The organism is Methyloversatilis discipulorum (assembly GCF_000385375.1).
GTDB classification, from domain to species: Bacteria; Pseudomonadota; Gammaproteobacteria; order Burkholderiales; family Rhodocyclaceae; genus Methyloversatilis; species Methyloversatilis discipulorum_A.
In genome coordinates this window covers 322,228-339,895 of sequence record NZ_ARVV01000001.1, presented here as the reverse complement: position 1 = coordinate 339,895, position 17,668 = coordinate 322,228, and the positions used below count along the sequence as shown (strand labels likewise).

Below are 17,668 nucleotides of genomic sequence, written 5' to 3'. Positions count from 1 at the left end.
GTCAGGAGGTCGTGGAAGGAGAATTCAGTGCGGCGGCGAGCACGGCGTCGACATCGGGCCGCGACAGCCGGACGCGCAGTTCGCGCTTCATGCGGCGGTTGTCGAGCACGCGCGACTCACCCATGAAGGAAAGCGTCATCGGCGACAGCTTCTGCGCCGCCTCTGCACGTGCGACGCGCGGCGGGCGCGGCAGCGCAAAGGCATCGGCGACGCGGTCGAAATAGTCGGCCATCTTGAGCCGGGTGTCGTCGCTGGCGTTGTAGGTGCGGCCGCCGCGTGCGCGGTGCAGCGCGGCCCAGGCCAGGCGGGCGAGATCTTCGGCATCGATGTGATTGGTGTGCACGTCGTCGTCGGCCTGCAGCACCGGGTCACCGCGCTGCAGACGTTCGAGCGGCAGGCGGTCCGGGCCGTAGATGCCGGGCGCGCGCAGGATGGACACGGCGACGCCGCGCCGAGCCAGCGTGCGCACTGCGCGCTCGGCGTCGACCCGTCGCTTGCCACGCGCGCTCGCCGGCCGCAACGGCCGGCTCTCCGGCACGAGGGCACCGCCGCAGTCGCCGTACACGCCACTGGTGCTGATGTAACAGAGCCGGCGCACGCGACCGGCACGCGCCAGCACATCGACCAGCGCCCGGCTGCGCGGGTCGGTCGCCGCGCCGGAATTCGGCGGCGGCGCGAAATGCCACACCCAGCGGGCAAGCGCAGCGACGCGACGCAGGCTGCGCCGCTGGTCGAGGTCGGCCCGTACGCAGCGCACGCCCAGCGGGCGCAGGTCGGCCGCAGCGACATCGCTGCGCACCAGCGCCAGCACCCGTATCCGGCGGGCAAGCCAAGGCAGGGCGCGACGCGCAACGTCGCCACAGCCTACAATCAGCAGTCTTGACCGGGCGCCGCACCAGTTTCCAGGGGCAGTGCGTCGCGGTCTGCTCGTCATCTTCATTACCGGATTGTCTCACGCAGCCATGTCCTATCAGGTCACGCTCCAGCCCAGCCAGCACCAGTTCGCTACCGATTCCGAAACCCGCCTGCTCGACGCCGCCCTCGCCGCAGGCTTCAACCTTCCGTATGGCTGCCGCAACGGCGCCTGCGGCTCGTGCAAGGGCAAGATACTGTCCGGCACCGTCGATTACGGCCAGTATCAGGCCGCCAAGCTGACCGAGCAGGAGAAGACCCAGGGCTATGCGCTGTTCTGCGTCGCGAAGGCCTGTTCCGATCTGGTGCTCGAATGCCGCGAGGTCGGCGGCCTGAAGGACATCGCGGTGCGCACCCTGCCCACCCGCGTGCAGGAGATGCAGAAACTTGCGCCCGACGTGATGCTGCTCAAGCTGAAGCTGCCGGCCAACGAGCGCCTGCAGTTCCTGGCCGGCCAGTACATCGACTTCCTGCTGAAGGAGGGAAAGCGTCGCAGCTTCTCGATCGCCAATGCGCCGCACGACGATGAGTTCATCACGCTGCACATCCGCGAAGTGCCGGGCGGTCATTTCACCGGCCACGTGTTCGGCGCAATGAAGGAACGCGACATCCTGCGTTTCGAAGGCCCGCACGGCAGCTTCTTCCTGCGCGAGGACGTCGAGCGCCCGGTGGTGATGGTGGCCGGCGGCACCGGTTTCGCGCCGATCAAGGCGGTGATCGAACATGCGATCAAGATCGGTTACACGCAGCCGATCACGCTGTACTGGGGTGCGCGCACGAAACAGGACCTCTACATGCACGATCTCGCGCAGAGCTGGGTCGGCGCCCTGCCCGGCTTCCGCTACGTGCCGGTACTGTCGGAGCCGGCCGCTGGCGACGCATGGGACGGCCGCACCGGCTTCGTCCACCAGGTCGTCATGGCCGATCTGCCCGACCTGTCGGGTCACCAGGTCTATGCCTGTGGCGGCCCGGCGATGATCGATGCGGCGAAGGAGGACTTCACCCGCCAGTGCGGGCTGCCGATAGAGCATTTTCACGCCGACTCCTTCACCTATTCGACCTAATCGACGCAATGGACCAGGACGTTTTCTTCACCCGGGAACCGGTGGTCAACAAGCAGCGGGCGATCACTGCCACACGGCTGCGCGTGCACGCACCGGACTGCGCGACCGCGGTGGCCGCGCTCGAATCGATCGGCGATGACTGGCCGCTGGCGCGCCCGGTCTTCGTCGGCCTCGCCGGTTGCCGGCCGGACGCCACGCTGGCCGACTGGATCGCGCCCGAGGGCGCCATGCTCGAGGTCGCCGCGCCGTCGCTGGCCGACCCGGTGACCGCGCAGGCGGTGTCGCAGCTGGCCCAGTCAGGGCTGCCGCTGGTGTTGTCCGATTACAAGGCCGGTACCGAAATACCGGCCGGCCTCGCCTTCCGCTTCGTGATGGCCGACGCGCGCGTGCAGCCGGTCACGATCCGCGTGCCGGGCATCCTGATCGCCACCGGCATCGATGAACCCGCTGCGTTCGATGCCGCGATCAAGGCCGGTTACGGCGGCGCCGCCGGCTGGTTCTTCAAGGCCGGCCAGACCACGGCGAAGAAGCTCGCACCGGCGCATGCGCAGATCGTGCGCGTGCTGAATCTGGTCCGCCGCAACGCCGACCCCAAGCAGATCGAGGACGCGATGAAGCAGGACGTGGCGCTGTCCTTCAAGCTGCTGCGCTACATCAACTCGGCCGGTTTCGGCCTGATGTGTCAGGTGCAGTCCTTCCGCCACGCCGTCGTCATCCTCGGCTACGAAAAGCTGAACAAGTGGCTGTCGCTGCTGCTGGTAACCGCCGGCAAGGATCCGTCGGCGCCGGCGCTGATGCAGGCGGCGATCGCCCGCGGCCGGCTGATGGAGGTGCTGGGCGCCGAGTTCTTCCCGCGCGAGGAGCACGACAACCTATTCATCACCGGCGCCTTCTCGCTGCTCGACCGTCTGCTCGGCGCGCCGATGGACAAGGTGCTCGAAGAAATGTCGCTGCCGGACCGCATCAGCGACGCGCTGCTCGGTCAGGACGGCGCCTACACACCGTTCCTGAAACTGGCCCGCGCCTGCGAGGATGCGTCGGCCGATGCATTGTCGGAACTGACGCACGCACTCGGCCTGAGCGCCGACGCCGTCAATCGCGCCCAGCTGTCGGCGCTGAAGTTCGCCGACACGCTTGAGTTCTGAGTTCCGGTTCGGAAGAACGCGCCCGACCCACCATCGGAGCCGGCGTTTCCCAACGGGAGCGAGCTTGCTCGCGATAGCAGCCCGGATCGAAGCGGGCGGCCCGCCACTGCCGCGTCGCGGCCAAGGCCGCTCCCACAGGGTGCGTCCCTGCCGTATCAGGCCTTCGAAAGCGCCTTCAGGGCCTGGCGGATGCCATCGGACACGCTGACGCCTTCCGGCAAGGTCTTCAGCGCCGCCTGCGCCTCGCGATCGCTGTAACCGAGCGCCATCAGCGCGTTCAGGATGTCGGCGCCGGCATCGGGCGCCACCGCAGCAGCCAGCGACACGGTCGGCATCAGCTTGTCACGCAGTTCGAGCAGCAAACGCTCGGCCGTCTTCTTGCCGATGCCCGGGATCTTGGTCAGCCGGCCCGCCTCCTGCATCGCCACCACGCGCGCCAGTTCGTCGACCGACATGCCGGACAGCACGGCCAGCGCCATGCGCGGGCCGATGCCGCTGATCTTCACCAGCTGGCGAAAGGCCGCGAGCTCGGCCGGCGCGCCGAAGCCGAACAGGAAATGCCCGTCCTCGCGCACGACGAAATGCGTGTGCAGCGTCACCCGCTCGCCGATGGCGGGCAGGTTGTAGAAGGTGCTCATCGGCACATCGACTTCATAGCCCACGCCCTGCACGTCGAGCAGGATGCGCGGCGGATTCTTTTCCAGCAGCGAGCCGGTGAGGCGACCGATCATGAAAACTCCGGGAGACTGAAGGCGCTGGCCGCGACGGATGCGATCAGGCCGGACGACGCGCGATGATACGCCCGCCGCGCCGGCGGGCGCCGGGGCCGCCGATGGCGCCCATGCCGCGCGCCGCGTGGGCGTGGCAGATGGCGCAGGCCAGCGCGTCGGCAGCGTCGGTGCCGGGGGCCGCGGCCAGCGCCAGCAGGCGGGCCACCATGTACTGCACCTGTTCCTTGTTCGCCTTGCCGTGGCCGACCACGGCCTGCTTCACCTGCAGCGCGGTGTACTCGGCTACCGGCAGGCCGGTGGCGGTCAACGCCGACAGCGCGGCACCGCGCGCCTGACCGAGCAGCAGCGTCGATTGTGGATTCACGTTCACGAAGACGATTTCCACCGCCGCGTGCGTCGGCTGCCAGGTATCGACCACTTCGCGTATGCCGGCGAACAGCGTGGCAATGCGCGACGGCAGCGGCTCGCGCTCGTTCGAGGTGATGCGGCCGCTGGCGACGTAACGCAGCTTTGCGCCCTCGGCTTCGAGTACGCCGAAGCCGGTGATGCGCAGGCCAGGGTCTATGCCCAGGATGCGCATGTTGCTCACTGCACGATGCCGCTGCCGGCGTTGATGCGCTCGAGTTGCTCGCGGATGCGGATCGGGTCGTCGGAGCGCAGCAGCTTGATCACGCGCGGCGCGATATCGCCGCAGTCGCAGCGCAGTACTTCGCGCTTCACTTCCAGCAGCTGCGACGGATGCATCGAGAACTGGCGCAGACCCATACCGAGCAGCAGGCGCGCGAACTGCGGCTCGCCGGCCATCTCTCCGCACACCGCTACCGGCATGCCGGCGCGCTTGGCCTGCGCGATCACCTGCTGCACCAGCCGCAGCACGGCCGGATGCAGCGGGTCGTAGAGATGCGCCACTGCCTCGTCGGCACGGTCGATCGCCAGCGTGTACTGGATCAGGTCATTGGTGCCGATGGACAGGAAGCTGAAGTGGTTCATCAGCGTTCCGAGCGCCAGCGCCGCAGCCGGAATCTCGACCATGGCGCCGATCTCGACCCGGTCGTCGTACCTGCGGTTCGCCTCGCGCAGCTGCTGCTTGGCCAGCGCGATCATCGCCAGCGCCGATTCGATCTCGTGCTGGAAGGCCACCATGGGCAGCATGATGCGCACCTTGCCGTAGTGCGCGGCGCGCAGGATGGCGCGCAGCTGGGTGACGAACATGCGCGGCTCGGCCAGGCAGTAGCGGATCGCGCGCAGACCGAGCGCCGGGTTGGCTTCGCTGCGCTCGGCGCCGCGCAGCGCCTTGTCGGCGCCGATGTCCAGCGTGCGCATGGTGACCGGCTTGCCCTTCATCGCCTGCACCACGCTGCGGTAGGCCTCGAACTGCTCGTCCTCGTCCGGCAGGTCGTCGCGGTTCAGGAACATGAACTCGGTGCGGAACAGACCGATGCCGTCGGCCTCGACTTCGCGCACCTGTTCGACGTCCTGCGGCAGCTCGATGTTGGCGAACAGCTGTACCGCCTCACCGTCCAGCGTGGTGGCGACGGCGCCGGTGAGTCGCTTCAGCTTCGAGCGCTCGATCTCGATCTCGCGCGCGCGCAGCCGGTACTCGTCGAGGATGCGCTCGTCCGGATTGATGATGAGCACGCCGCGCACACCATCGACGATGAGCATGTCGTCGTCCTGGATCAGCCGGCGCGCCTGATGCATGCCGACCAGCGCCGGGATCGCCAGGCTGCGGGCGACGATGGCGGTGTGCGAGGTGGCACCGCCGAGGTCGGTCACGAAGGCGGCGATGCGCTGCGCCTTGAACTGTATGGTGTCGGCTGGCGACAGATCGTGTGCGACAACGATGCTGTCGGTGTCGCGACGGCGGGTACTGACGCGATTGCGCTTGCCGGCCAGCGCCTTGATCACGCGCTCGACCACCTGCACCACGTCGGCGCTGCGGCTGCGCAGGTAGGCGTCGTCGATCTGTTCGAACTGCTCGACCAGCCGGTCCATCTGCCGCTTGATCGCCCACTCGGCATTGCAGCGACGGCTGCGGATGTACTCGCCGGCCTCGTCGAGCAGCAGCGGATCGTCGAGGATCATGCTGTGCAGGTCGACGAAAGCGAGCAGTTCGCCGCGCGCCTCGGTACCGTCGTTCAGCAGGCCGCTGCGCAGCTCGGCCAGTTCGCCACGCACGGCGTCGAAGGCGCGGCCGAGCCGGACGACTTCGTCATCGACCTTGCGCGGCGGCAGCGAATAGTGGGCCACCTCGAGCGTCGCGTGCGACACCAGATAGGCATGGCCGATCGCGATGCCGCCGGAAACGGCGAGACCGTGCAGCGTGAAGGTCACTTACTCGCCCTCGCCGAACTTGTCCTCGATCAGCGCGACCAGTGCAGTCATGGCAGCGTCGGCGTCGGCGCCTTCGGTCTCGATGATGATGACCGAGCCTTTGGCGGCCGCCAGCATCATGACGCCCATGATGCTCTTCGCATTGATGCGGCGACCGTTGCGCTCCAGCCAGACCTCGCAGCCGTGGCGGCTCGCGATCTGGGTCAGCTTGGCCGAGGCGCGCGCGTGCAGGCCCAGCTTGTTGGTGATTTCGATCTCACGTCTTGGCATCGCGCCCCACCTTCATCGCCATCACTCCGTCGCGGCCACCGCTGACCGCCTTGTTGACCAGCCCATGCAGCGTTTCGCGCTCGCGATAGGTCAGCGTGCGCAGCAGCATGGGAAGATTGACGCCGGACACCGCCTCGACCTTGTCCGGCACGCACAGCTTGAGTGCCAGATTGGACGGCGTGGCACCGAAGATGTCGGTCAGCAGCAGCACACCTTCACCGCTGTCGACGACGGACATCATCCGCCGCGCCAGCGGCAGCAGGTCCAGCGGATCGTCCTGCCCGGACACGCCGAGCTGCGCGATCTGCTCCGGCCGTGTGTTGAGCACGTGGCAGGCGCACTGGATCAGCGACTCGCCGTAGCTGCTGTGCGTAATCAGAAACAGGCCGATCATCGTTTGAATTCTCCCTTGGCGGCATTCTAAGCGCTGCAACCGGCTTGAACCGGGATACCGGCACGGCCGACCGCGCAGATCAGAAGCGAGCGCAGCGCTCGCAAGGCACCTGCACCACGGCGTGGTCTTCCAGCCGCACCGCGGTGAGCTCGCCGCCCCACAGGCAACCCGAGTCCAGCGCGATCAGATTGGCAGCGCGACGATAGCCCAGCGCCGACCAGTGACCGCACACCACGGTGTGCGTGCGCCAGCGCGCGGCCTCGACGTCGAACCACGGCAGATGTCCGGGTGGAGGCTCCTCCGGCGACCCCTTGCTGAAGAACTCCATATGCCCGGCCGGCGTACAGAAGCGCATGCGGGTCAGCGCATTGACGATGACGCGCAGGCGGTCCCAGCCGGTCAGCGTGTCGCTCCAGGCCGCCGGTTCGCTGCCCCACATGCGATGCATGAACTCGTCGTGCTGCGGCCCGCGCAGCGCGTCCTCGACCTCGCGCGCCAGCAGCATCGCCTGCACCACGTCCCACTGCGGCAGCAGGCCCGCATGCACCATCGCGAATTCGCCCTCGACGTGCATCATCGGCCGCTCGCGCAACCAGGCCAGCAGCTCGTCGCGGTCCGGCGCGTGGAGCACGTGGTGGAAGGTATCCAGCCGGTGCTGCTTGCCGTGACCGGCGGCGATCATCAACAGCGACAGGTCGTGGTTGCCGAGCACGGTCACCGCAGCGTCGCCGAGGTCGCGCACGAAGCGCAGGGTTTCCAGCGATTTCGGGCCGCGATTGACCAGATCGCCGACGAACCACAGCCGGTCACGACGGCGATCGAAGCCGCAGCGCTCGAGCAGCGCTTCGAGTGGATCGAAACAACCCTGCAGATCGCCGATCGCCCAGGTGCTCATGTGCCGGTTCCGCTGCGAACCTCACCGGACGGAGCCGGCGACGGCGCCGGGCCATCGCCCTGCGGAACATACTCCGGCACCCACTGCGCCAGCTCGGCGCGGACGGCGGCGGGCTCGGCCGGCAAGGGACCGGTCAGCCAGCGCTCGAGGCGACCCAGCCACAGCGCGTCGTCGATCGCCCGGGCACGTGCGATGCGCACCTTGGGGTGATGGGTGGGGCGCGTCGTCTCGTCGCTGGCCAGCAGCTCCTCGTACAACTTCTCGCCCGGGCGCAGGCCGGTGAATTCGATCTTCACCTCGGATTCCGACGCGCCGGACAGGCGGATCATGTCGCGCGCCAGGTCGGCGATGCGCACCGGTTCGCCCATGTCGAGCACGAAAATCTCCCCACCCTCACCCATCAGCGCCGCCTGCAGCACCAGCTGCGCCGCCTCGGGGATGGACATGAAGTAACGGATGATGTCCGGGTGAGTGACCGTGACCGGACCGCCGCGGGCGATCTGTTCCTGGAACTTCGGAATGACGCTGCCGGCGCTGCCCAGGACGTTGCCGAAACGCACCGTGCTGAACAGCGTGTCGCCGCCGCGCGCAGCCAGCGCCTGGCAGCCCATCTCGGCCAGACGCTTGGTCGCGCCCATCACGTTGACCGGATTCACCGCCTTGTCGGTCGACACCAGCACGAAACGCGGCACACCACTCGCCTGCGCAGCCCGCGCCGCCGCCAGCGTACCGCCGACATTGTTGCGGATCGCCTCGGCCGCATTGACGCCCTCCATCAGCGGCACATGCTTGTAGGCCGCCGCGTGGAACACCACCACCGGCCGGAAGCGCTGCATCGCCGCGAGCAGACGGTCCTCCTCGCGCACATCGCCGATCACCGACTCGATGCGCACGTGCGGAAAGAGCTCGGCGAATTCCTCAACGAGCGTGTACAGGAAGAACTCGCTGCGCTCGAAGGCGACGATGGCCGACGGCGAGAACCGTGCGATCTGGCGACACAACTCGGAACCGATCGAACCGCCAGCGCCGGTGACCATCACCATCTGTCCCTCGATGAGCTGACGCAGCCGCGGCGCATCGATCTTGACCGGATCGCGACCGAGCAGATCCTCGACCTCGACCTCACGCACCGACGCCACCGCCACCTTGCCACTGATGAGGTCGTCAAAGGACGGCACCGTCATCGGCTTCACGCCGGCACGCACGCAGGCGTTCGCCGCTTCGCGCCGCACCTCGTGCGACGCGTTGGGCATGGCGATGATGGCGTGCGACACCTTCAACTCGCGTGCGAAGCGCTCGAGATCGCGGATCGCGCCAAGCACCCGCAGTCCGTACAGGGTGCGATCGTGCTTGCGTGCGTTGTCGTCGAGCAGGCCGACCACACGCCACTGGCCGGAGCGCCCCAGCTCACGCAGCAGACTGGCGGCGGCCTCGCCGGCACCGAGGATAAACACCGGTTTACCCTTGGCCAGCAGCGATCCGAACTCGCGATGCTCGCGCCAAGCGCGGTAGGCGAAGCGGCCGCCCCCCATCAACATCAGCAGCAGTATCGGATCCAGCACGTAGACTGAGCGCGGCACTATTCCCTTGCCCTGCAGCAGCCAGACAACAACCGGCCCCAGCACGGCGACCGCCCCTATCGCCCGCACCAGCCGCTGCAGGTCAGGCAGGCTGGCGAAGCGCCAGATGCCTTGGTAGAGGCCGAACATGCGGAATACAACGGCCTGCACCACGACGATGAAGGGCATCGCGTAAAGCATGCTGTCGACAAAGAGAGGGGGTATCGCGAAGTTGAAGCGCAGCAGGAAGGCACCCCACCATGCCAGCATGGCGAGCGACACATCGCTCAGGAAGACGAGGGCGGAACGGGAAAAACGCATGTCAGCGGGCGGACTCCGGATTCTTTGCTGCAAAGCGCTGCCACTGCAGATCAATCTGGCGTGCTGCAACGGCGTATATGACCAGCCAGCAAGCAAGCAAGCCCCCACCGAAGCGCGGAAACAGCACCATGCCCAGCAACGCACTGAAGCCGCTGCCAGCCATGGCAACGTAACACAGCTTGGCAGTGCGCGCATGCCCCAGGCCCAGGCGCACCATGCGCTGGTAATAGTGCGTGCGATGCGCCTGCCAGACCTTCTCGCCGCGCAGGCCCCGATGCGCCAGCGTGACCGTCGCGTCGACGATGAACATCGAAAATGCCAGTACCGGCAACCAGGCCGGCCAGATGCCGCGTGAAACGCCGATCAGGCCAAGCGCGGCAGCCGCGAAGCCCAGCGGCACCGAGCCGCCGTCACCCATGAAGATGCGCGCCGGATGCCAGTTCGCGCGCAAGAACACAAGACTGGCCGCAACGATGGCGAGACAAAAGGCTGCCATCACAGCGTCGCCGGCGATCGTGGCGGCCGCCGCCAGCGTGGCGAACCCGATGGCCGCCATGCCGCCTGCCAGCCCGTCCGAACCGTCCATGAAATTGAACAGATTGGTCATCCACACAATGACCGGTACGGCGAACACGGCAACTGGCCAGCCCAGGCGTTCCGGCAACAGCAGGAAGGCGAACGTTGCCGCCACCAGCCCGTGTATCGCGAAACGCAGGAAGGCGGACAGGTTGCGGAAATCGTCGAGCAGCGAAATGCCGACCAGCACAGCAAGTGCGGGAAGCAGGACCCAGCGCTCGGGCAGTTCGCTCAGCAACAGCGCGCTCAGTATGCCGGCCATCACGGCCAGACCGCCGCTGCGCGGCACCGGTCGGGTGTGCAGGGAGCGCTCGTTGGGCAGATCGACGGCCATGCGTTCGCGGCCGGCTCCCAGCAACCAGGCGAGCACCCCTGCGGAGAGCAGCGCGGACACGACCGGCAGCAGCCAGAGCGGCAGGGTCACGATGCACGCTCCGCAGCAAGGGTAAGCGCCAGCGCCTGGTCGAGCGTCTGCGGCGGACGCCAGTCCAGTTCACGCCGGATGAGGCCGCTGTCCAGCTCCAGGGAGCTGGTCAGCCGCTGCACCGCGGCGGAACGACCGGTCAATCTGCCGACCAGCGCGAGCAGCGCAACCGGCACCGGCAATACGCGGGCTGGGCGCCCCGAGGCCCGGCCGATGCGTCGGCACAGTTCCGGAGTACTCACATCCTCGCCATCGGTCACAAAATAAATGCGACCCGCTGCCGCCGGATGTTCGACGCACATGCGCAGCGCGTCGGCCAGATTGGCGACCGAAACGAGACTGCGGCGATTTTCAACGCAGCCGAGCGGCAGCGGCCAGCCGTTCTCCACTGCGCGCATTAGGGCGCGAAAATTTGCGCCGACACCCGGCCCGTAGACCAGCGGCGGACGCACGATGACCAGCTCCAGCCCAGTTTCGTCGGCCGCCCGCTGCAAGGCCTGCTCCGCCTCCAGCTTGGACACGCCGTAAGGGTCGACCGGCTGCGGCAGCGTGCGCTCGTCCAGGCGTTGCCCCGGCGCACTCGCTTCGCCGACCGCCTTGACCGAGCTGACGAACACGAAACGCCTGACGCCCGCCGCTGCCGCCGCTCGCGCCAGCGTCTCACTGCCGATCGTATTGACTGCGCGAAAGGCCGCTAGCGGATCGACTTCGGTGTCGGCCATCTTGTGAACGCGCGCAGCAAGGTGCACCACCGCATCGACCCCGTCGAACGCTCCCCGCCAGTCGGTGCTGCCGTCGATGCTGTCGACGCGGAAAACGTCGCCCTCGCCGGCCTGGCGCAGCACGCGGCGCACGGCGTGGCCGCTCGCGGCGAGCGCCGATTCCGTCGCTCGGCCGACGAAGCCGCTGGCGCCTGTGAGCAGTACCCTCATCCCAGATCGAGCGAGCGCTTGCCGAACTGGCCGAGCCGGCTGGCCAGTTTCACCAGAATGAACCAGGGCGGAACAGGAATGTTATGCGCCCGGACGGCTCGCCAGGCTTCCAGGTTGCCGCGAAGCACATTGCGCACACTGGCATTGCTTGCTCCCCCCATGCGCATGCGGACCCAGAACTCCGGTACGAAGCGGGTACGTATTCCATGGATGTCGAGCAGGCGCAGAGCCATGTCGAAATCCGATTGCAACGAGTAATCGAGGTTGAAGCCACCATGCTTCAAGTACAGCGCACGGCGGGCATAGAACGTCGGATGCGCCGGCATCCAGCCGCGGCGTGCGCACAGGCCGGGTTCGTAGTCGCGCGAGCGCCAGACGCGTCGCACCACGTCCAGTCTCATCGGATCGACGAAATACAGGTTGGCGTAGCAGGCGTCGAGTGCGGGGTCCGCCATCACGCCGGCGATGCGGGAAAGCACCCCGCTGTGCGTATAGACGTCGTCCGAATTCAGAAATCCAACCAGCTCTCCGCTGGCGTGCGCCAGTCCCTTGTTCATCGCGTCGTAGATGCCCTTGTCGGGTTCGGACACGAACACCTTCACATGGCCGCCCTCGCGCTCGACCAGTTCACGAGTGCCATCGGTGGACCCGCCGTCGATCACGATGTGTTCGACATCCGGGTAATCCTGCGAGGCGACCGAAGCGAGGGTGTCAGCCAGCGTGGCGGCGGAGTTATAGCAGACGGTGACGATGGAAATCTTCATGGTTCTCGATGCAGTATGTGGCCGGCGTCGGGGTGGCCGCTCTCCGGTCCCGCCGCGTAAGTACGGTCGAACGCGAGCAGGTCGCGTACTGCACTGTCGCCGGACTGCCTGAACAGATCCGCCGCGGCGCGGATCTTGTCGATGCTCCAGTCCCACCAGCGCATATCGAGCAATACGCTAATCGACGGTTCGTCGAATCTTGAACGTATGAACCGCGCAGGTACGCCGCCGACCACGGCATAGGGCTGCACATCGGTCGTCACCACCGCCCCTGCCGCCACGATGGCGCCATCGCCGACCGTCACGCCATCGAGGATCATCGCGCCGGCGCCGATCCACACATCGTTACCGACCATCACCGGCGCAAGCTCATCGAAGTGAGGTCGATCGACAAACGTGAACCCGGCCTGTCCGAGCGGCGAGAAGAAGGCGGGATGCGTCGACAGCCACCGCGTCGGATGCCGCCCGAGCGCTCCTATACGGGTGCGCGCGCCGACGCTGCAGAATGCCCCGACGGTGCAGTTCTGCAAGCGCGCGCCGCCAACATAGGTGCCGCGCCCGACCCGCGCTCCGAAAATCATCGTCCCCGGGGTAAGTCGGTTGTAGCCTCCAAAGGAGGTGCTTCGATCGACCAATGTCATCATCGATGCCGAAAAACAGGGTAGCCGTCGCGCCAATACGAGCCGTCTGCGCAACACCCAATCGGTCAGATCCAGAGCACGTTTCATTGCGACCGGCCTCCACAGTTCATCGCCTGACCTCAGACCTGCCCGGTACGGGCAACATTCGGTCCAATAGCCGGTATGCGAAGTTCACGTAGCGGAGCAAGCCCACCTTCCTGTAGTAGCGCGCAAGCGCGACTTCGAGGCGTTCGTTGATGGCAGCCTCCTGGGCAACGACGCGCACGGCCTTATCACACAAACTGACCTTGAACGGATCAAAGCGCCAGTCCGCACAATGGACTCCGGTGCCGTCAATGCCGATGTTGCTGACCAGAGACCGAGCCGGATAAAGAGACACCCGATCGGCAAGCAACGAAGCCGCATACCAGCGGACAAACCATGAGTCGTTGCGGCCGGCAACCTGATCCTTGAGCATGCGCGTGTAATCGTGTGGGCCATTGGAGTCGAACGCATGCAGCAGCCGTCGCGCCTCGAGTTCCTGCAGGAGCGTAGCGCCATCCGGCCGGAACAGTGACCAGCGGTCTTTCCAGGTAGCCCAACCCCAGCTGTGCGGTGCGCGCAGAAACAGCGTGTCGGCCGGCGTATCGAACACCACCGGATACATGTAGCCGCACACGCTCAGCACCCGCGGGTCATTGGCATAGGCATCGAGCGCGTCATTCATGAAGGACAAGAAACCGGGCGCGGTAGCCAGATCATCTTCCAGCACGATGGCCCGGCCGAAGCGTCCGGTCAGATCGCTGACGCCCTCGATGATGGACCGGGCAAGGCCCATGTTGGCGCTGCGCTCGACCACGGTCACCTGCGCAAATCCGGTGACCGTGCGCACATACGCGCGCACCTGATCCACGAGCGGCGCGGCGGCAGGCGTGCGCGGGGCATCGGAAAAGATGAACAGCGGAGACGCAGCGGCCCCCTCGTTCGCGGCCAGCGCCTCGACGGTACGGCGCGTATGCTCCGGACGGTTGTAGACGAAGAGCGCGATCGGGGCGCGGCTACTCACGGTTGGGAGAGGCAGCGGCGCATCCATAGTTCGGTACTCACCAGTCGATACACATGATTGCCACTGCCCTTGCGGCCCGAGGTGTGCCGGTCGATCAGGCGTGCAAGTGCCGCGCTGTCGCAGTATCGGCGTATGCAGGCGTCAGGCACCAGCAGCAGATCGCGCACGAAGCGCCCGTTGTCTTCCGCCATCCACCGCTCCACCGGCGTGGGATAGCCCTGCTTGTCCCTGCGGGCGGCGATGTCCTGCTGCCCCGCCTGCATCAGATAGCGTCTGAGCAGCCACTTGGTGCGGCCATCCGCGATCTTGAACGTCGCGTCGCGGGCAAACAGCCACTCGACCAAGCGGTAATCCATGAAAGGCAGACGGGATTCGACGCCATGCGCCATGCTGACCGCGTCACCATACTGCAGCAGCGCCGGAAGGATATTTCTCGAATGGTCCTGGAGCAACCGTGCAGTCAGCAGATCATGGCCCGCCATCCGGCTGCCCGCCGGATGCGCTGCAGCGGCGCGGCCCTGCATGGATGCGCGGAAGGCCGGATCGAGCACTGACGCCGCGCCGACGAGCCCGCGGTTTGCCGAGATCAGCACCGGGAAGAGCTCGCGCAGCAGCCACCTGAACAGCACGGGCGCCGAAAAGGTCTGCGCGGACGTCCTGAGGGTACGAACCAGCGCTCCAAAGTCGGCGAACCCACGCATGCCGCGCAGTTGCTGCAGCACAGAAAGCGCCGCGTACTGCGGGTAGCCGCCCAGCGCCTCATCCGCCCCCTGCCCCTCGAGTAGCACGTACACGCCCTGCTGGCGCGCGGTTTTCATCAGGTGCCACAACGGATAGACCGCCGGAGAATAGCCCGGACTATCCATGTGCCACGCGATATCCAGCAGCGTGTCCAGCCAGGACTGCTTCGGCGCTTCGACCTCAAGCGGTACGCTTCCGTAGGGACGGGCCGCGGCAGCGGCCCATCGGGCCTCGCCTCTCTCGTTTCCGCCATAGACCGAAGTGAAGCACTGCAGGCCTTGCGGAGACAGACGCTGTGCCGATGCAAGGATGGCGGTCGAATCGAGCCCGCCCGACAGCGTCAGTCCCACCTTGACATCGCTGCGGGTGCGCAGCCGGACCGCATCATCCAGCAGGCACGCAAACTCGCGGGCGGCCTCATCCGGGTCCTGCGCGACGGACGCCGGTGCAGGGTAATCCCAGTAGCGGCTGATCTTCGGTGCTCCTGCATCCGGACCGAACTCGGCGTAACAGCCCGCGGGCAACGCTTTCACCGCTTCATAGAAGGTGTCTTCACCGGCGTGCAGTTCGCCTGCCGACAGAAACCGGAAGACGGTCGCATCATCGGCTCGCCGCAGCTCTGGCGACAGCTGCAGAAGCGCCTTCGGTTCGGACGCGAAGGCCAGCCCCTCAGCGGTGATGGCGTAATAGAAAGGCTTCACGCCGAAACGGTCCCGCGCCATGAACAGGGTGCGGGTCGCCGGCTGCCAGATCGCGAACGCCCACATGCCGTTCAGCCGGTTGAGCGCCTGAGCGCCCCATGCACGGAAAGCATGGAGGAGTACCTCGGTGTCGGTGGCAGTCCGGAACACGTGCCCGAGCGTCTCCAGCTCGGCACGCAACTCGAGGTAGTTGTAGATCTCGCCGTTGAAGGTGATCACGTTGCCGAGAGCGGGATCTTTCATGGGCTGGCGCCCCGCGCTGCTCAGATCGATGATGGAGAGCCGGCGATGCCCGAGCAGGATGCCGTCCGCGGCAAAGATGTCGCCGTCGTCCGGGCCGCGGTGCCGCAGGGTGTCAAGCGCCCTGACGAAGCGTGCCCGCCCGTCCGTTGATCGCGTGGTGACCCAACCGAGAATGCCGCACATCAGCTCGACCCCGCACCCTGAGAAGCGGAACGCGTACTTAACTTTGATTGCATTCCCGACTTAAATCGGCGGACCACCCGGCGCGCCTTGATCAGAACGACTGCAAGCCTTCCGAGTGGCGCAGGCATGTGCAGCATCAGCCTGAGCGTCAGGTTCACATACGGCACACGACTGGCCGCCTGCTTCATGCCCTCCAGCAGAGGGGCATCCACGCTGAGTCGGCAAGCACTCAGCATGATGAGCGCATACACGAGCTGGTCGTAGATCTTCCAATACTGCGTCCGGATGAACGCGGGCCCCAGCCAGTCGCAACGTCGCTCGACACGGTCCAGCATGACGTAGTTTCCGAAAACGATGCGAGCATAGGACAGCGGCTTGAACTGCCAGCCATCGACCGGCGTCAGTCCGACCACGTAGTTGCCGTCCAGGTGGCACCAGCGGATCGCGCGCGAGGATTCGACGAAGGCCCCCACCTGACAGAAATACGTGCCGAAATAGTGACTGATGTCCACGCCCTCCCACAGCACCCTCTTCATCACGAACAGCGGAAGAAAGGTGGGCAGCCATCCGCCGGTTCGGGCCAGAAAGCTGTCTATCCCGACGCCGAACTCATGCTGATCGCCCGCTACCGGCCGGATGGAGGCGCCGTCGCTCTTGGCCTCTTCGACCCGCGTGTAGTTCAGGTGCAGGAAATCGAGTTCCGGACGCGCCAGGATCATCGCCGCAATCGCATCGAGCCCCTCGTGAAACAGGCGGTCGTCCTGACCGGTCAGCCACACGAAGCGCCCGCGCGCGCGCGCCACGCAGGCCGCGAAATTGCGGTCCATGCCGAGATTGCTCTCGTTGCGAAAGCACCGGAGACGGTGATCGGACTGGCTAACCCGAACGACGAAATCCCATGTTTCATCGGTCGAGCAGTCATCCGACACCACGATCTCGAAATCGCTGCGCGATGAACGCAACAGTTCGGCGATCAGCGTTTCGATGTACGGATGACCGTTGTATGTCGGAATGCAGACGGATATCAGCGGAGGGCTGTGATCGGACATCGTTGAACGAGGAGAGTACAAAGCGCCGTCGATCGCCTATTTCGGCAAGCCGATCATGATATGGATGCAACGCGCGGCGCGAAGCGCCGAGAGCGCAAGAAAATAGGTCAATCCGAGCATCGCCTCGACCTCGCCGAACCCCAGAAGGAAGAAGACCAGCATCGTGTGGCCGTTGATGGTCAGGAGTGCAGCTACGAGCACTTGCATGATTGTTGCCGATCTGCGCTGCGATACGGCCACTCGAGATGGAGCCCGCCCTTCCGCCGTATCGATCAAGCGCTGGCGGATACCGCCAAGATCATGATTGATCACGATGTAGAACATGAAGCAGAAACTGGCAGCCAGACACACACACCAAATCGCTGTGTTGTCATAGCGAAATCCTCCGCCGAGGATGACGAGAAAGATCTTGATCAGGTCGCTGAAGTGATCGTAGCGGAAGGCCGTACGCCTGACCCTGCCGGTCATGCGCGCGACAGTGCCATCGCAAAAGTCCAGCAGCACTGTAAGCCCCCAGAACGCAGCAAAAATAACGGTACCTTCGGCAAGCGCAAGGGCCAGTGCAGCAAGCAGGGCACATAGAAGAGATAAGGTCGTAATGAAGTTCGGGCTCAACCTCAGCCCTATGAGCAGCACAGAAAAGGGATAGGCAAATCTGTACATCGCCAGCAAGAGCAGATTCGAGCCGATGGCGGCTTCATTGACATAGCGATCAGAGAACACGCGACTTAGGAAGGACACCAT

Annotated in this window: 18 protein-coding genes; 2 read left to right on the top strand and 16 right to left on the bottom strand. The window is 66.0% G+C overall.

Going from position 1 to position 17,668, the window contains the following annotated elements; all coding sequences use genetic code 11:
• Position 1: 1 nt before the first annotated feature.
• Positions 2-934 carry an SDR family oxidoreductase gene (locus METRZ18153_RS0101600; RefSeq protein WP_269744941.1) on the bottom strand — a complete coding sequence of 311 codons (933 nt, stop codon included), beginning with the start codon at positions 932-934 and terminating at the stop codon, positions 2-4.
• 28 nt (positions 935-962) lie between these two features.
• Here METRZ18153_RS0101600 and METRZ18153_RS0101595 point away from each other — a divergent pair, with 28 nt between their 5' ends.
• Both METRZ18153_RS0101595 and METRZ18153_RS0101590 read left to right on the top strand, forming a co-directional pair.
• Positions 963-1,976 carry a CDP-6-deoxy-delta-3,4-glucoseen reductase gene (locus METRZ18153_RS0101595; RefSeq protein WP_020163088.1) on the top strand — a complete coding sequence of 338 codons (1,014 nt, stop codon included), beginning with the start codon at positions 963-965 and terminating at the stop codon, positions 1,974-1,976.
• Between the two features lie 8 nt (positions 1,977-1,984).
• Positions 1,985-3,121 (top strand): EAL and HDOD domain-containing protein, encoded by a 1,137-nt coding sequence (locus METRZ18153_RS0101590; protein WP_020163087.1) that lies wholly within the window; start codon positions 1,985-1,987, stop codon positions 3,119-3,121.
• Positions 3,122-3,276: 155 nt separating this feature from the next.
• Here the strand turns inward: METRZ18153_RS0101590 and ruvA are convergent, their stop codons facing one another.
• From ruvA to METRZ18153_RS0101515, 15 genes are all read right to left on the bottom strand, one after another.
• The gene (gene ruvA / locus METRZ18153_RS0101585; protein WP_019915684.1) at positions 3,277-3,852 is read right to left on the bottom strand and encodes a Holliday junction branch migration protein RuvA; all 576 of its coding nucleotides are present in this window, start codon (positions 3,850-3,852) and stop codon (positions 3,277-3,279) included.
• Between the two features lie 43 nt (positions 3,853-3,895).
• Positions 3,896-4,432, bottom strand: coding sequence for a crossover junction endodeoxyribonuclease RuvC (gene ruvC, locus METRZ18153_RS0101580; protein ID WP_029644358.1), 537 nt, complete (start codon positions 4,430-4,432; stop codon positions 3,896-3,898).
• A gap of 5 nt (positions 4,433-4,437) precedes the next feature.
• The gene (gene ptsP, locus METRZ18153_RS0101575; protein WP_020163085.1) at positions 4,438-6,186 is read right to left on the bottom strand and encodes a phosphoenolpyruvate--protein phosphotransferase; all 1,749 of its coding nucleotides are present in this window, start codon (positions 6,184-6,186) and stop codon (positions 4,438-4,440) included.
• A complete protein-coding gene (locus METRZ18153_RS0101570; RefSeq protein WP_020163084.1) occupies positions 6,187-6,456 on the bottom strand; it encodes an HPr family phosphocarrier protein in 270 nt (89 codons plus the stop codon).
• Positions 6,443-6,850 (bottom strand): PTS sugar transporter subunit IIA, encoded by a 408-nt coding sequence (locus tag METRZ18153_RS0101565; RefSeq protein ID WP_020163083.1) that lies wholly within the window; start codon positions 6,848-6,850, stop codon positions 6,443-6,445. Before METRZ18153_RS0101565 ends, METRZ18153_RS0101570 begins: the two co-directional genes overlap by 14 nt.
• A gap of 79 nt (positions 6,851-6,929) precedes the next feature.
• Complete coding sequence (locus METRZ18153_RS0101560) at positions 6,930-7,745, bottom strand: symmetrical bis(5'-nucleosyl)-tetraphosphatase (RefSeq protein ID WP_020163082.1); 816 nt, start codon at positions 7,743-7,745, stop codon at positions 6,930-6,932.
• A complete protein-coding gene (locus tag METRZ18153_RS19905) occupies positions 7,742-9,625 on the bottom strand; it encodes a polysaccharide biosynthesis protein (protein WP_020163081.1) in 1,884 nt (627 codons plus the stop codon). The genes METRZ18153_RS0101560 and METRZ18153_RS19905 overlap by 4 nt, the downstream gene beginning before the upstream one ends.
• A 1-nt stretch (position 9,626) precedes the next feature.
• Positions 9,627-10,625 (bottom strand): MraY family glycosyltransferase, encoded by a 999-nt coding sequence (locus tag METRZ18153_RS0101550; RefSeq protein ID WP_020163080.1) that lies wholly within the window; start codon positions 10,623-10,625, stop codon positions 9,627-9,629.
• Positions 10,622-11,557: a UDP-glucose 4-epimerase family protein gene (locus METRZ18153_RS0101545; RefSeq protein ID WP_020163079.1), complete on the bottom strand. Its 936-nt coding sequence runs from the start codon at positions 11,555-11,557 to the stop codon at positions 10,622-10,624. Before METRZ18153_RS0101545 ends, METRZ18153_RS0101550 begins: the two co-directional genes overlap by 4 nt.
• Positions 11,554-12,321, bottom strand: coding sequence for a glycosyltransferase family 2 protein (locus tag METRZ18153_RS0101540; RefSeq protein WP_020163078.1), 768 nt, complete (start codon positions 12,319-12,321; stop codon positions 11,554-11,556). The genes METRZ18153_RS0101545 and METRZ18153_RS0101540 overlap by 4 nt, the downstream gene beginning before the upstream one ends.
• Complete coding sequence (locus tag METRZ18153_RS19900; protein ID WP_051091667.1) at positions 12,318-13,049, bottom strand: CatB-related O-acetyltransferase; 732 nt, start codon at positions 13,047-13,049, stop codon at positions 12,318-12,320. The genes METRZ18153_RS0101540 and METRZ18153_RS19900 overlap by 4 nt, the downstream gene beginning before the upstream one ends.
• A gap of 19 nt (positions 13,050-13,068) precedes the next feature.
• Positions 13,069-14,034 carry a glycosyltransferase gene (locus METRZ18153_RS0101530; protein WP_043363719.1) on the bottom strand — a complete coding sequence of 322 codons (966 nt, stop codon included), beginning with the start codon at positions 14,032-14,034 and terminating at the stop codon, positions 13,069-13,071.
• Positions 14,004-15,875 carry an asparagine synthase (glutamine-hydrolyzing) gene (gene asnB / locus METRZ18153_RS0101525; RefSeq protein ID WP_020163075.1) on the bottom strand — a complete coding sequence of 624 codons (1,872 nt, stop codon included), beginning with the start codon at positions 15,873-15,875 and terminating at the stop codon, positions 14,004-14,006. The genes METRZ18153_RS0101530 and asnB overlap by 31 nt, the downstream gene beginning before the upstream one ends.
• Positions 15,875-16,924, bottom strand: coding sequence for a glycosyltransferase family 2 protein (locus METRZ18153_RS0101520; RefSeq protein WP_020163074.1), 1,050 nt, complete (start codon positions 16,922-16,924; stop codon positions 15,875-15,877). Before METRZ18153_RS0101520 ends, asnB begins: the two co-directional genes overlap by 1 nt.
• Before the next feature lie 36 nt (positions 16,925-16,960).
• The gene (locus tag METRZ18153_RS0101515; protein ID WP_020163073.1) at positions 16,961-17,668 is read right to left on the bottom strand and encodes a CDP-alcohol phosphatidyltransferase family protein; all 708 of its coding nucleotides are present in this window, start codon (positions 17,666-17,668) and stop codon (positions 16,961-16,963) included.

Bases quoted from the DNA above. Each gene is read 5' to 3' on its own strand.
- METRZ18153_RS0101560 (WP_020163082.1), bottom strand. From the start codon at position 7,745: ATGAGCACCTGGGCGATCGGCGATCTGCAGGGTTGTTTCGATCCACTC.
- ruvA (WP_019915684.1), bottom strand. From the start codon at position 3,852: ATGATCGGTCGCCTCACCGGCTCGCTGCTGGAAAAGAATCCGCCGCGC.
- ruvC (WP_029644358.1), bottom strand. From the start codon at position 4,432: ATGCGCATCCTGGGCATAGACCCTGGCCTGCGCATCACCGGCTTCGGC.
- METRZ18153_RS0101520 (WP_020163074.1), bottom strand. From the start codon at position 16,924: ATGTCCGATCACAGCCCTCCGCTGATATCCGTCTGCATTCCGACATAC.
- METRZ18153_RS0101590 (WP_020163087.1), top strand. From the start codon at position 1,985: ATGGACCAGGACGTTTTCTTCACCCGGGAACCGGTGGTCAACAAGCAG.
- asnB (WP_020163075.1), bottom strand. From the start codon at position 15,875: ATGTGCGGCATTCTCGGTTGGGTCACCACGCGATCAACGGACGGGCGG.
- METRZ18153_RS0101570 (WP_020163084.1), bottom strand. From the start codon at position 6,456: ATGCCAAGACGTGAGATCGAAATCACCAACAAGCTGGGCCTGCACGCG.
- METRZ18153_RS19900 (WP_051091667.1), bottom strand. From the start codon at position 13,049: ATGAAACGTGCTCTGGATCTGACCGATTGGGTGTTGCGCAGACGGCTC.
- METRZ18153_RS0101600 (WP_269744941.1), bottom strand. From the start codon at position 934: ATGACGAGCAGACCGCGACGCACTGCCCCTGGAAACTGGTGCGGCGCC.
- METRZ18153_RS0101565 (WP_020163083.1), bottom strand. From the start codon at position 6,850: ATGATCGGCCTGTTTCTGATTACGCACAGCAGCTACGGCGAGTCGCTG.
- METRZ18153_RS0101545 (WP_020163079.1), bottom strand. From the start codon at position 11,557: ATGAGGGTACTGCTCACAGGCGCCAGCGGCTTCGTCGGCCGAGCGACG.
- METRZ18153_RS0101540 (WP_020163078.1), bottom strand. From the start codon at position 12,321: ATGAAGATTTCCATCGTCACCGTCTGCTATAACTCCGCCGCCACGCTG.
- METRZ18153_RS0101515 (WP_020163073.1), bottom strand. From the start codon at position 17,668: ATGGTGTCCTTCCTAAGTCGCGTGTTCTCTGATCGCTATGTCAATGAA.
- METRZ18153_RS0101530 (WP_043363719.1), bottom strand. From the start codon at position 14,034: ATGGATGCGCCGCTGCCTCTCCCAACCGTGAGTAGCCGCGCCCCGATC.
- METRZ18153_RS0101595 (WP_020163088.1), top strand. From the start codon at position 963: ATGTCCTATCAGGTCACGCTCCAGCCCAGCCAGCACCAGTTCGCTACC.
- METRZ18153_RS19905 (WP_020163081.1), bottom strand. From the start codon at position 9,625: ATGCGTTTTTCCCGTTCCGCCCTCGTCTTCCTGAGCGATGTGTCGCTC.